This window comes from Deltaproteobacteria bacterium (assembly GCA_005879535.1).
In the GTDB taxonomy this organism is placed as follows: domain Bacteria; phylum Myxococcota; class Myxococcia; order Myxococcales; family 40CM-4-68-19; genus 40CM-4-68-19.
Map to the genome: position 1 here is coordinate 1 of VBKI01000011.1, position 12,648 is coordinate 12,648.

Consider the following 12,648-nt stretch of genomic DNA (forward strand, 5'->3'; position numbering starts at 1 on the left):
CATCGCCGGCCGTCCGGTGGCAGCCGGATCGTGCGCTTTCTGCCAGGCGGCGATGGCGAGGAACGTCGCGTCGGCCGTGGCATCGACGAGCCCGAGACCGAACAGCGGCGTGGTCCGCCGCTGCGCGACGACGTTCGCTTCAGCGGGAACCTTCTCCGGCGTCCAGGTGACGCCGTTCACCGAGCCGACGGACTGATCCTGCAGCATGGGCCCGCCGAGCGAGAGAAGCGGATCGAAGGAGCCATCCTCGTTGCGCCTGCCGAATCTCGTCTCCAGACGCTGGTTGGTGCCTCCTTCCGCGGGCGGCGCGTCGTGGCAGAAGAGGCACGCGGCCCCGGTCATGACCGGTCCCAGACCAGTGGCGGGCGTCCGGACGCGGACGAACTCGGTGCGCCCGATCGTGTGGCGCGCCGTCTCTTCGGCGGTCGTCCCCTGCAGCAGGTCGCCGTACTCCTTGCTCACCGCTTCCCGCTTGCCGGTGTTGCCGGCGAGATCCGTCAGGTCCGCGGAAGGACCGCCACAAGCTGCGACGGCAAGGGTGAGGGAGGCGAGGGCACCCAGGCGCATGGGGACGCGCAGACTACCGGACCGCGCAGGCATCCCCGCATCTTCGCTTCGTCCACCGCCGTATGTTGCGCGTCGCTGCTCGGATGCAAAGGATGGCCTGGTCGCGCGGAGGGGCGATGGCCAGAGCATTCGGTTCGATCGTTTCGCTCGCCACGGCAATCGCCTGTGGAGGCGATGACCGCCCCCGCTTCCCGGAGCAGGCCACCTGGCACGTGCGACTCGCGCGCAGCGACTCCTATCCGAATTACTCCTGCGACGGAATCGTCGACACGGCGGCGCGCACCGGGCAGTTCCTCTGCGTGGCGGAGAATCTCGGCGCCTGGAGCGTCAACGGCTCGGTGGAGCACTTCCAGTCGGCGGTGTTGCTGCAGCTCTGGATCCGGAAAACCGGCTCGGAGAACGCCGCCCAGCCAGACATCGCGGTCGATCTCGAGCCCGTCGGCGATCGCCTTCGCGGGTGGGCCACCATCGTGCTGCCGGACGGCACCGGCAGCGGCCATCCTGGAGCGACGGCCGAAGCGTGGTTGTAGTCGCGACCGACTCGCGTCGGATGGCGGCTCAGACGACTTGACGCGCCGCGACTTGAAGGCATCGCCGCCGCCTGACACGGTCGCGCTCCTTCCGCACATCCGTGCAGACGGAGACCGACATGGACACGACCATGGCCGTGCGCGTCGCGACGGTGTTGTTTGCGCTGACGCCGGCGCTTGCCATCGCTTCCGTTCCGACGGCGCACTGCCGCAGCGGCGACAAGGTGGAGTCAGGGCTGCAGGGACAGACGACGGCCGCGGAGATCTCCAGCGGAGCCGTGACGAAAGGGTTCAACTGCAACAGCGACATGGTCGGGCAGTACCAGGGCCAAGGCGCGAGCTGGCAACTCACCGCCTGGAAGAACTGCGCCTACTTCGACCAGAGATTGAACCCGGACGAAGCGCACCGGGGGACAGTAGTCGTCGACGTCTCGGACCCGGCGCACCCCACGCCGACCACCTGGCTCACCGAGCCGGCGATGCTCGACCCGTGGGAGTCGCTCAAGGTGAACCCGGCGAGGCAGTTGCTTGCGGGAGGGCAGCGGCCCGACGCCACGCAGAACTTCCCGGGCACTGGCTTTTCCATCTATGACATTTCGGCGGACTGCAAGAATCCGGTCCTCAAGAAGTCCATCATCATTCCCGGAAGCTTCGGTCATAGCGGCCAGTGGGCGCCCGACGGAAAGACGTTCTACATCACGCCGCTGAGGACGGACATCAGCATCGAGGCCATCGACACCACGGACGCTTCGAATCCTAAGCCGCTCGCGTGCGGCGCTAACACGGCGGGGTGCGGCGCAAACGGCTTCTTCACCGCGACTTCGGACATACCACTCTCGCAGTGGCATGACCTTGAGTTCTCGAAGGACGGAAACACCGCGTACTTGACCATGTTCGGTTCCAGCTTTGGGACCCCGTCGACGGCGGCGAAGAACGGCCTGCTCATCCTCGACGTCAGCGATTTCCAGCAGCGGAAGACGAACCCCGCGTATCGCAAGACCTCGTCGCTGACGTGGGACGACGGAAGCGTCGGGGCGCAGAACGCGTTGCCGATCACCATCAAAGGCAAGCCGTACATCCTCTTCAGCGACGAAGGCGGTGGGGGGACCTGTGCCGGCGGAAGATCAGGCGCCGGCTTCCCGCGACTGATCGACGTGAGTGACCTCAAGAATCCGCGGACCGTCGCCAAGCTGCAGCTCGATATCCAGGACCCGGCCTACTGTGCGGACGCCCTCGCGGCGCCCATCGCTGCCAGCGGACCGAGCGCGTTCTTTGGGACGTTCTTCAATCACTCCTGCCACTACTGCAACGTGGACGACGCCGACAACGCCACCGTCGCGGCCTGCAGCTGCTTCGCCGCCGGGTTGCGGTTCTTCGACATCAGCAACGTCAATGCGGTGAAGGAGATCGCCTATTTCAAGGCGCCGGCGCAGGGAACGAAGTCGCTGCCTGGCTCGCAATACGCGATGACGATGCCCGCCACGTTCGTCAGGAACTACGACATGACGACGTCGAAGCCGAGCTTCCCCAAGGACCGCGGCATGACGAGCGGCGACGTCTGGACGACCGCTCATGACAACGGCCTCTTGATCGTCAAGCTGTCGTCGAATGCGACCGCCTCCAGCGGCGGCGGGTGCGCGAGCGCCGACGCTTCGGTCGGCGGCCTGCTCATCCTCGCGCTTGCTCAACTGTGGCGCCGGAGGCGGGCGCAGCCCTGAGCGGCGGGTACGGCCTGCGCACAAGGCCCGCACGGTTTAGCTTTCGCATCATGACGTGGAGCACCCGCCGTCTTCGCTGGGCTGCGACTTGCGGCGGCGCGGTGCTCGCATGCGTTGCGGCGGCTCCGCGACCGGCGCGCGCGAACGGGGCGTTTCCGGACGAATTCAGCGTCCATTTCCCCCCGGACACTCCGCACCGCATCCTCGTCGGCGCGAACTTCGGGCTCCTCGTCTCTGAAGATGACGGCGCCACCTGGCGATACAGCTGCGAGCCGTGGATCGTCGCCGGCTCGAACGCGGCGGTGAACCCGGAGTCTTCGGTGCTCTTCTACCAGGTGACCACCGATGGCGTCCTGCTGGCGGACGCCGTCAACATCACGCGATCGGCGGACCACGCCTGCACGTGGCCGACCACGACCCAGGGCCAGGTGATCACCGACATCTTCGCGGCACCGACCGACGCCGGCCTGGTGCTGGCGATCGTAGCCGTCGCGAATGGCAGTTACATCGTCGCGTCGCACGACGGCGGGAAGTCGTTCGATCCGGCGCACCTCTACGACACGGCCGACCTTCTCACCGGCGTCGAAATTGCGCGCTCCGATCCGGCTGTCATGTACGCGACCAGCGTCCAGACGTCCGGAAACGGCAGCGCCCTGCTGCAGAGTACCGACTCAGGACGCACGTGGACGCCGCACGATCTCCATACTGCATCGGGCACGCAGCCGCGGATCATGGCGGTCGATCCGGTCGACAAGGGCACCATCTATCTTCGGGAGCTGACCGGCGTCACGGACGCGATCGCCATTGCCACGAACGGCGGCGAGGACGTCCGGACGGTACTGGGCATCAACGGCTCGTTCACCTCGTTCGTGCGGGCCACCGACGGCGCACTCTACGCCGGGACTTCGGGCGGCCAGCTCCATGTGCGACCCGCGGGCGCGGCCGACTTCCTGCCGCCGCGGCCCGCTCCGCATTTGCGCTGCCTGGGGCAGCGCTTGGGCGAGGCGAAGCGGATCTACGCCTGTGGTGACTTCCTCAGGGACGGATACAGCCTCTTCTTCACCGACGACGGTGGCCAGACGTTCACGCCGGTGATGAAGTTCACCGATCTGCTGGGGCCGCTCACGTGCGGGCCGGTGACCACCAATTGCGCAGCGCACTGGGAGCGGATCAAGGGCGTGCTCGGGATCGGCGCGCCTGCCGACGCTGGTCAGAGTGGAGGCGGCGGGGGAGGCGGCGGCAGCTCCGGCGGCGGCTCGCACTGCGCGTCGCTCGGCGCGGATGCCCTGGCACTTCTCTTCTTGCTCGGCTTCGCGCTGCGAGCGACGAGAAGGAGCGCGAGCCAGCTCCATCCGGTGCGTGCCGAGCTGCACCCTGACGCCGGATCCGTGCGCAACTCGATCGACTGATTGCCGGAGACGTTCGGGTCCGTCCCCGCGAGCAGCTCCTGGATGTCGCTGACGCCGTCGCGGTCGCTGTCGGTGCCGTCGCGCATCATCGCGTCGAGCGCGACGGCGACGAGACCGACGTTTCCGCCTTCGAGCCCATGCGCGCGGGCCGATCGCGCAAAAGGCATCTCCGCGGTCCCGGGGCCCGTCTTTCCTTCCACATGGCAGAGGCCGCACGCCGGCGAGTAGAAGATGTTCAAGTGCTCCACGATCGCGGTCGGGTATTGCGGGCTGGCGCGGGCTGCGCCCGCGGCGACGACGGCGACGGCGAGGGGCAGCAGCTTGCGCATGTCAGAAGTAGAGATGGCCCTGGGCCATGTAAGCGAGCACCCCGTACCGGTTCGCGCCGACGACTTCGCTGCGGTTCACGAAATCGGCGCGGATGTCGAGATGAGGAGCGAAGAACCACGCCGCGCTCAGCCAGCCGCCGTACGAGATGCCCGCGCCCGCGACGTCGAGCGTCTCGCCCGTCGCGATCAGATGCACGCCCTGCCACGGCTCGTAGTCCGCCTGCACCATGCTGGCGAGGCCGTTCTGCGACGGCGCTCCGGAAAGACTCTGGATGACGTAATCCGCCTCCCCGAGGAGCGCCAGCTGCCTCCACGGCGACGCCCGCGCGAAGACGCCGTGCGCCTGGCGCGTATTGGCCACCCGCAGGAACAGGTCCTGCGCGGCGTGGGTGACGAGGCTGCTCACCCCGACGGCGAACCTCGTCAGGGGAGCGAGTTCCACATAACCGCTGTATCCGCGCTCGCGGTTGGCGTCCTTCTGGATCTGGAAGTTGCCGGCGATCCCCATCACCTCCGCGCGGATCAGCTCCGACGAGTACGACACCGCGACGCCGTGCTGCTGCGTATCGTTGATGTCCGTCCGCGTCGTTTGCCGGACGAACTGCGTGTGCTCAATGTTGCGGATGCCGAAGGGCACGTTGATGCGCCCGGCGCGCACCAGCAGCTCTCCCTCGCCGAACGCCCACCCGGCCCAGTGCTCGCGGGACACGATCTGGCCTGCGACCGCCGCAGGCGAGCCGGTGCTCGTGACGTAGCCCAGCGAGGCGCTGGCGCGGAAACCGGAAACCTGCACCGCGGCAGCGGCGTCGCCTTGCATGAGGATGAGATCGCCTGCGGTGGGGCCGTCGCCGATCTTCGTGCGCAGGCCCATGTAGCGCACCTCGCCGCCGCCCAGGAGCCAGTCCGGGGTGCGTACCGCGTTCCAGAGAAAGTTGGCAGCAGGCGATGCTTCTTCTTCTGGTTTTCCCGAGAAGCGCGATTGCAGCAGGATCTCGCCCTGGGCGCGACCATAGGGCGTGAGCACGCCGGAACCGGACGGATCGACGTGGCAGGTGGCGCACGTCGTGTAGCCGTGGCGGATCATCCAGGCATACGCGCGCGCCGGCCGCGGCAAGAGGACGGCAAGCGCCGTCCACAGGATGACGGGAGCGAGCCTCACGGCGCGTCCAGATGGAAGTCGGCGGAGACGTCGACCTCCGGCTTCACCTTGACGCCAAGATACACGGGCGCAGTCATGCCGTAGTCGCGCAGGTCCATGCGGAAGGTCGCCGTGACATCGTAGCCGCCGCGCTGCGCCACTTGAAAAGAGACTTCCATCGGGTGTGTCTGCCCGTGCACCGTCAACTCGGCGCGCGTGGTCCCGCTCGTGCTCGCCGTCGCCAGCGGCGCATTGGGCACGCGCAGCGTGGCGACGGGAAAGCGCTGCACCTCGAGCACCTCGTCGCGCATGTGCCGGTCGCGAAGCTCGATGCCGGTCTGCAGGGTCGCGAGCTGCACGGCGAACTCGAGGACGTCGCCATTTCGGGTCACCGACAACTGGGGCGTCTTGCCCTCGACGCGCATGCCGAGGCTGCCATGCGCGGTGAACACCACTTCCGGGCGGCTGATCTTTGGCTGCGCCGCGGCGACGACCAAGGCAGCTAACCACGCAGCGCGTCCTTGCATGGCCCATTCACATGCATTTTGCTGCGCGATCAGTCAATCCGGCCGACACGACCATTCTTCGAGGCGATCGCTTTGTTGCGATCACGTTGCATGACGCAACACGACTTGATCGTCTTATCGCGCTACGCAAACAGTGCCCGGCGCTCCTGTCTTCCTCTCGTCGCGAGCCCGCCGATGACAAGCACGACCGCTGCACGGTTGTTGACCGGACTGTCGCTGCTGTTCCCTGCCGCCGCCGCGATGGCATCCCTTCCCGTCGCGCATTGTCGCAAGGGCGACCGCGTGGAAACCGGCATCACGGGGTGGACTACTCCGGAGGAGATCGCCAGCGGCAAAGCAGCGCAGGGATTCAACTGCAACGTCGATATCGTCGGTCAGTACCAGGGTGAAGGCGCTAGCTGGCAACTGACCGCATGGAAGAACTGCGCATATTTCGACCAGCGCAGGACACCCGCGCCGACCAACCCGGGCACGGTCGCCGTCGACGTCACCGATGAGACGCGTCCTACACCGACAGCGTGGCTTGCCGAGAATGCGATGCTCGACCCTTGGGAGTCGCTGAAGGTGAATCCGCAGCGGCAGCTTCTGGCCGCCGCCGAAATGGGCCAGAACGGAATAGCCATCTATGACATCAGTGCGGACTGCAAGCACCCAGCGCTCAAGGCGGCAAAGCCCCTCACCGGCAATATCGGTCATACTGGCCAATGGGCGCCGGACGGAAAGACGTACTACGTCACGCCCCTGCGTCCGAGCCCCAGCGTCATCCCCGTCGACACGAGCGATCCGGCGGATCCGAAGATCATTCCCTGCGGCAAGGACACACCGGGATGCAACGACTCGGGTTTCTACGTCAATCCCAATCCCGGCACTTACAGCCAGGTCGTTCACGACCTCGAGTTCAGCAAGGACGGAAACACCGCGTACCTCGCTGGCACCAGTCCCAACGGATTGATCCTCCTGGACGTCAGCGACTTCCAGCAGCGAAGGCCCAATCCGGGCTTCCGCATCATCGGCAGCATCGCCTGGGCGGATGGCAGCCGAGGAGCGCAGAATGCGCTACCAGTCACCATCAAAGGCAAACCCTACATCCTCTTCACCGACGAGTCGGGCGCCCAGGCCAGTGGGTGTTCTGCGGGCCTTTCCCCGAACGGATTCCCGCGCCTGATCGACATCAGCGATCCAAAGAACCCCAAGACGGTGGCCAAGATCCAGCTTGACGTGCATGACCCCGCGTACTGCACGCAGGTCGGCAGCACGCCAGTCACGCCGACTGGACCGAGTTTCGGGTTTTCCTGCCACTACTGCAACGTCGATGACGCGGACAACGCGAAGATCGCCGCATGCAGTTGCTTTGCAGCCGGATGGCGGTTCTTCGACATCAGCGAGCCGACCTCTCCCAGGGAGATCGCGTACCTCAAGCCGGCCGCCCAAGGTACAAAGCTCCTTCCCGGTTCGCAGTACGCGACCCGAGCCCCGCCGCCATTCGTGAGGAATTACGATTGGGCCACGTCGAAGGCGAGCTTCCCGAAGGACCGCGGCATGACCTCCGGAAATATCTGGCTCACCAATCAGGACAACGGTTTCTTGGTGGTGAAGCTCGCCCCGGAGGCGACGGCCACCGGCGGAGGCGGCTGCGCCAGCGCGGGCGCCGGCCTCGCGGGCCTGATGGCGCTCGGCGCGGTGCAACTGTTGCGGCGGCGAAGGCGGCGCTCGAAGGGCTGACGCCGGCCACGGGACAACCAGGGAAGCTTGGCATCTGGGACAAAGGCAAGACGCTACTTCGCTGCTGCGGCGGTCGCCGCGCTCTGTTGCGGCCGCATGGCGTGGGCCAACGGCGCGTTCCCGGATGAGTTCAGCATCCATTTTCCGCCCGGCGCGCCCTCGCGCATCCTCATCGGTGCGAACTTCGGGCTGCTCGTCACGGAAGACGCCGGAGCGACCTGGCGCTACAGTTGTGAGCCGTGGGTGGTGCTCGGCTCGTCGGCGGCGCTCTCCGACGTGCCCGTGCTCTTCTACCAGGTCACTGCGGATGGAAGCGCGCTCCTCGCCGCCGGAACCGAGATCACGCGCTCCACCGACACGGCCTGCACCTGGCCGCCGTCCACGGGGTTGGGCGCCGGACCGGTGATCCTCGATATGTTTGCCTCGCCGACGGACGCCTCGCTGGTCTTCGCGGCCGTCGGTGTGGCGCCGCAAGGAGGTTACATCGTTGCCTCCCACGACGGCGGAAAGACGTTCGACGCCGCGCGTCTCTACGAGACCACCACGGACCTGCTCACGGGCATCGAAAGCTCCCGCTCGCAGCCCTCGACCGTCTACGCCACTTCGCTCTCGAGCTCCGGCACGGATGCGAAGCTGTTGCAGAGCACGAGCTCGGGAGCCGCGGGAACCTGGACGCCACACAGCATCCCGACCGCACCCGATACGCAGCCGCGGATCATGGCCGTCGATCCCGCAGACGCAAACACCGTGTATCTGCGCGTGCTGGGAGGGACGAGCGACGCCGTGGTCATCACCACCGACGGCGGGCGGACGTTCCAGGACCCGTTCACCATCCGCGGGCAGCTCACCTCCTTCCTGCGCGCCACCGACGGAACCTTGTACGCCGGTACCATCAACGGCGAGCTCTATGTGCGCAAGCCCGGCGCCAACGCCTTCGATGCGACGCCGCTTCCTGCTCCGCACTTGCGTTGTCTGGGACAACGCTTCGGCGAGCCGAAGAGGGTCTACGCCTGCGGCGACATGGTGGTCGACGGATACAGCCTCTACTTCAGTGATGACGGCGGGAAGACGTTCACGCCGGTGATGAAGTTCACGCAGCTCCAGGGTCCGCTCGCGTGTGCGCCGGTGCAGACGAACTGCGCTGCGCATTGGAACCGGATCCAGGGCGTGCTCGGAATCGGCTCGACCGTCGACGGAGGACAGACCGGTGGGGGCGGGGGCGGCTCCGGCGGTGGAGGTTCGCACTGCGCCAGCGCCGGAGTCGATCTCTGCTGCGTCGCGTCGTTGTTCGTGCTGCTCCTCCGACGTAAGTCGAGGTCGCGGAAACGGCCATCGTTGACGCGGGATCCGTCGCGCCACCGTTGGCGTGGACCTGCTTTGCATCGCGGCAGTGGCAACATTTCTCCTGCGGAGGGCCCGAACATGAAGCCGATTCGTTACTTGTGCGCCGCAGCCGCCGCCGCTGCTTGCAGCGGCGGCAGCGAAGGTCCGACCGGGGGACCCGTTTCGGGCGCGCAAGACGTGCATTGCCGGGAGTCCGACGGCGGCGTGAAGTTCCAGCACATCGCCGCGTCATGCGTTGCCACGGGGGCAGATGCCGGTACGATCGACTACGGCCCGACGATGTACAACGCCGAGGCGGACGACGACGACTGCAAGTACCACCTCAAGTTCACCAATACGGCGGTCCGCAGGAACGAGAACGTGAACTTCACCGTCACTGCGACAGTCAAGGAGACGGGCGCGGCGGCGACGAGTGCAAAGCTGCTCGCCGAGGTCTATCTCAACGACACGCACCCGGCCCCGAACACCAACCAGAAGACGAGCGAGCAGAGCGGTGGGAACTACGTCGTGGGACCGATCCAGTTCGACGCAGCCGGCCAGTGGACCGTGCGTTTCCCCCTGCGCGAGGACTGCTCCGACGAACCGCCCGACTCGCCGCACGGGCACGCCGCTTTCTTCATCAGCGTTCCATGACGAGGAATGGGCGCGCGTGAGGTTGAGAGCGATGTTCGTCGGAGTTGCGCTGATGGCGGCCTGTGGCGGGTCGGAGCCGGTGGATTGTCCGAACCTGAGCACGACCTGCCCGGACCCGAAGCCGAGCTATGCGTCCGACGTCCGTCCCATCATCAATGCCCGCTGCACGACCTGCCACTCCCCCGGCGGGCAGGAACCTTCGCGCGACTTCACCACGTATGGCGGAGTGTTTCAGCAACGTCAGGCCGTCTTGACGCAGGCCTATTCCTGCAGGATGCCTCCTGCTGGCAACGCGCAGCCGACCACGCAGGAGCGGCAAACGCTCGTCGCGTGGCTCGTCTGCGGCGCGCCCAACAATTGAAAGGAGCGAACCATGCAGCTTGACGCTCCGATCCGCGGTTCCATCGCACTCGCCGCCATCGCCATCTGTTTCTGTGCGTGCGGCGGCTCGAATGGCGGCAGCGCCGACAGCGGCGACGTCGTCAACTGCCAGAGCGATCCGCGCGTGCTCACGTATTCGCCGCCGGTCACCATCCAGTCGCAGGCGAAGACGATGAAGCTCACACTCAACCAGTCCGCGCCGGCGCCGCCCGCGCGCGGGACCGACACCTGGAACATCCACGTCACCGACGCGAACGGGACGGCGCTCTCGAATCTGACGCTGACCGCGAAGCCGTTCATGCCCGACCACGGCCACGGCCCGGCCGTCAGTCCTGCCGTCGCCAGCAATGGCGACGGAAACTACACGGTGACGAACCTATATTTCTTCATGGCCGGTGTCTGGCAGGTGACTTTCACCGCAAAGGAATCGACCGACAGCGCCGTCTTCATGTTCTGCGTTCCGGGATAGCAGAGGGAACCATGCGCCGCGCATCCATCCTTGCGCTCGCCATCGGGGCCGCTGGCTTCAGCGCGTGCCACGGTGGGGGATCGCAACAGGAGGGCACGCTCACCCGCGCGCAGCTGCTCGATCCGCAGTCGTGCGCCGGCTGCCATGCGGAGCAGTTCAACGACTGGGCGGGAAGCATGCACGCCTATTCGTCCCAGGACCCGGTGATGCGGGCGATGAACGCGCGCGGCCAGCGCGAGACCAACGGCCAGCTCGGCAAGTTCTGCGTCAACTGCCACGCGCCCGTGGCGGTCCGGGAGGGCGCCACGACGGACGGGCTCAACCTCGATCAGCTGCCGCCGCACCTCAAGGGCATCACCTGCTACTTCTGCCACTCCGTGGAGAGCGTAACGGGCCAGCGGACGTCCGCACGGCGCTGCGTACTCGCCGCTGCTCGATCGGAACCGGGCGGAATCGGGCACCATGTGCGGCGCCTGCCACGATATCGTCAACGGGCACGGGGCGGCCATCGAGCGCACCTTCAACGAGTGGAAGAGCTCCGCCTTCGTCCAGCCGACCATCGGGTCGACCTGCGGGGCGTGTCACATGCCGCAGAGCACCATGGACAAGCGGGTGGCGAACGTGCCCGGGGCTCCGCTGCGCCGGTCGCACTCGCATACGATGCCCGCGATCGACGTGGCTCTCACGCCCTTCCCCGATACCGACAGGCAGAAGGCGCAGGTGCAGGCGCTGCTCGACACCTCGCTGCAGACAGCGATCTGCGTGCAGCAGTTCGGGAATACCGGCCAGCTCAGCCTGATCGTCGATAACGTCGCCGCGGGTCACTCGTTCCCGAGCGGTTCGGAGCAGGACCGCCGCTCCTGGTTCGAGGTACACGCCTACCAGGGCTCGACGGAGATCTATAAGAGCGGCGTCGTGCCCGAGGAAACACCGTCGACCTCCGCTGCAGACGATCCGGATCGCTGGCTGCTGCGCGACTGCATGTTCGACGACAGCGGCAAGGAAGTGCACATGTTCTGGGAGGCGGCGAGCTTCGAAACCAACGGGCTTCCCGCCAAGCCTACCTTCGACATCAGCTCGCCGGACTTCTACCAGACGCACAAGCAGCGCTTCTTCCCGAAGGATGGATCGTTCATTCCGATGCCCGACCGGGTGACCTTGCAGGTGCACTTCGAGCCCGTGGGACTCGAGGTGGTCGATGATCTGGTCAAGAGCGGCGACCTCGATCCTTCCGTACGCAGCACGCTCAAGAACCTGACGGTGGGCGCGCCTCTGCAGTGGACGCCGGCGACGGCCACGGCGACGTATCTGGATCGCAATACGGGGCAGCCGGTGCACTGCGCGACCACCACCAACATCAATGTCGCCGCGGACAGGTTCCCGGCTCCGACGCGCTCGAAGTGCTCTCCCTGACGCCGCGCCGCGCAGCGAGCATCCTGCTGAAGTTGGTCGCCGTCTCATCCATCGCGGCGGCCGCGGCGCGCGCGAACGGAGCGTTCCCGGACGAGTTCAGCATCCACTTCCCGCCCGACGCTCAGCATCGCATCCTGTTGGGCGCTAATTTCGGCCTGCTCGTCTCGGAGGATGACGGCGCGACCTGGCGGTACAGCTGCGAGCCGTGGGTCGTTGCCGGATCGAACGCGGCCCTCGCCTCGGCCAACGTCGGGTTCTACCAGGTGACTGCCGCGGGCGCGATCCTCGCGAACTCCGTCAACCTGACGCGTTCGAGCGACGTCGGCTGCACCTGGCCGATTTCGACGGGATCGGTGGGCGGCCAGATCGTCACGGACTTCTTTCCCGATCCGAACGACGCCACGTTCGTGCTCGCGATCGTGACGCTCTCGAGCAGCACCGGCAGCTACATCGTGGCTTCGCACGACG

The 12,648-nt window shown here is 66.7% G+C and carries 13 protein-coding genes; 10 read left to right on the forward strand and 3 right to left on the reverse strand.

The window, feature by feature from the left end; genetic code table 11:
- Positions 1-567 (reverse strand): hypothetical protein (locus E6J58_00680; GenBank protein TMB43825.1); only part of this gene is annotated, 567 nt, incomplete at its 3' end.
- A gap of 116 nt (positions 568-683) precedes the next feature.
- Here E6J58_00680 and E6J58_00685 point away from each other — a divergent pair.
- From E6J58_00685 to E6J58_00695, 3 genes are all read left to right on the forward strand, one after another.
- The gene (locus E6J58_00685) at positions 684-1,097 is read left to right on the forward strand and encodes a hypothetical protein (GenBank protein ID TMB43826.1); all 414 of its coding nucleotides are present in this window, start codon (positions 684-686) and stop codon (positions 1,095-1,097) included.
- A 119-nt stretch (positions 1,098-1,216) separates the two neighbouring features.
- A complete protein-coding gene (locus tag E6J58_00690) occupies positions 1,217-2,815 on the forward strand; it encodes a hypothetical protein (GenBank protein TMB43827.1) in 1,599 nt (532 codons plus the stop codon).
- 50 nt (positions 2,816-2,865) lie between these two features.
- Complete coding sequence (locus tag E6J58_00695; GenBank protein TMB43828.1) at positions 2,866-4,224, forward strand: hypothetical protein; 1,359 nt, start codon at positions 2,866-2,868, stop codon at positions 4,222-4,224.
- 330 nt (positions 4,225-4,554) lie between these two features.
- Here the strand turns inward: E6J58_00695 and E6J58_00700 are convergent, their stop codons facing one another.
- Together E6J58_00700 and E6J58_00705 are read right to left on the reverse strand one after the other, a co-directional pair.
- Positions 4,555-5,712 (reverse strand): hypothetical protein, encoded by a 1,158-nt coding sequence (locus E6J58_00700; GenBank protein TMB43829.1) that lies wholly within the window; start codon positions 5,710-5,712, stop codon positions 4,555-4,557.
- Positions 5,709-6,218 carry a YceI family protein gene (locus tag E6J58_00705; GenBank protein TMB43830.1) on the reverse strand — a complete coding sequence of 170 codons (510 nt, stop codon included), beginning with the start codon at positions 6,216-6,218 and terminating at the stop codon, positions 5,709-5,711. Before E6J58_00705 ends, E6J58_00700 begins: the two co-directional genes overlap by 4 nt.
- Positions 6,219-6,458: 240 nt before the next feature.
- Here E6J58_00705 and E6J58_00710 point away from each other — a divergent pair, with 240 nt between their 5' ends.
- The 7 genes from E6J58_00710 to E6J58_00740 form a co-directional block, all read left to right on the forward strand.
- Positions 6,459-7,940, forward strand: a complete 1,482-nt coding sequence (locus E6J58_00710) for a hypothetical protein (protein ID TMB43831.1) — start codon at positions 6,459-6,461, stop codon at positions 7,938-7,940.
- A 96-nt stretch (positions 7,941-8,036) separates the two neighbouring features.
- Positions 8,037-9,917: a hypothetical protein gene (locus E6J58_00715; GenBank protein ID TMB43832.1), complete on the forward strand. Its 1,881-nt coding sequence runs from the start codon at positions 8,037-8,039 to the stop codon at positions 9,915-9,917.
- A 31-nt stretch (positions 9,918-9,948) separates the two neighbouring features.
- A complete protein-coding gene (locus E6J58_00720) occupies positions 9,949-10,278 on the forward strand; it encodes a hypothetical protein (GenBank protein TMB43833.1) in 330 nt (109 codons plus the stop codon).
- A 12-nt stretch (positions 10,279-10,290) separates the two neighbouring features.
- Positions 10,291-10,767 carry a FixH family protein gene (locus tag E6J58_00725; protein TMB43834.1) on the forward strand — a complete coding sequence of 159 codons (477 nt, stop codon included), beginning with the start codon at positions 10,291-10,293 and terminating at the stop codon, positions 10,765-10,767.
- Positions 10,768-10,778: 11 nt separating this feature from the next.
- Positions 10,779-11,576, forward strand: coding sequence for a hypothetical protein (locus tag E6J58_00730; GenBank protein TMB43835.1), 798 nt, complete (start codon positions 10,779-10,781; stop codon positions 11,574-11,576).
- Complete coding sequence (locus tag E6J58_00735; GenBank protein ID TMB43836.1) at positions 11,488-12,180, forward strand: hypothetical protein; 693 nt, start codon at positions 11,488-11,490, stop codon at positions 12,178-12,180. Before E6J58_00730 ends, E6J58_00735 begins: the two co-directional genes overlap by 89 nt.
- Positions 12,168-12,648: hypothetical protein (locus E6J58_00740; protein TMB43837.1), on the forward strand; the 481-nt coding region annotated here is incomplete at its 3' end. The genes E6J58_00735 and E6J58_00740, both read left to right, overlap by 13 nt.

Coding starts and splice junctions, on each gene's coding strand:
- E6J58_00685 (TMB43826.1), top strand. CDS start 684: ATGGCCAGAGCATTCGGTTCGATCGTTTCGCTCGCCACGGCAATCGCC.
- E6J58_00690 (TMB43827.1), top strand. CDS start 1,217: ATGGACACGACCATGGCCGTGCGCGTCGCGACGGTGTTGTTTGCGCTG.
- E6J58_00695 (TMB43828.1), top strand. CDS start 2,866: ATGACGTGGAGCACCCGCCGTCTTCGCTGGGCTGCGACTTGCGGCGGC.
- E6J58_00705 (TMB43830.1), bottom strand. CDS start 6,218: ATGCAAGGACGCGCTGCGTGGTTAGCTGCCTTGGTCGTCGCCGCGGCG.
- E6J58_00710 (TMB43831.1), top strand. CDS start 6,459: ATGGCATCCCTTCCCGTCGCGCATTGTCGCAAGGGCGACCGCGTGGAA.
- E6J58_00715 (TMB43832.1), top strand. CDS start 8,037: ATGGCGTGGGCCAACGGCGCGTTCCCGGATGAGTTCAGCATCCATTTT.
- E6J58_00720 (TMB43833.1), top strand. CDS start 9,949: ATGTTCGTCGGAGTTGCGCTGATGGCGGCCTGTGGCGGGTCGGAGCCG.
- E6J58_00725 (TMB43834.1), top strand. CDS start 10,291: ATGCAGCTTGACGCTCCGATCCGCGGTTCCATCGCACTCGCCGCCATC.
- E6J58_00730 (TMB43835.1), top strand. CDS start 10,779: ATGCGCCGCGCATCCATCCTTGCGCTCGCCATCGGGGCCGCTGGCTTC.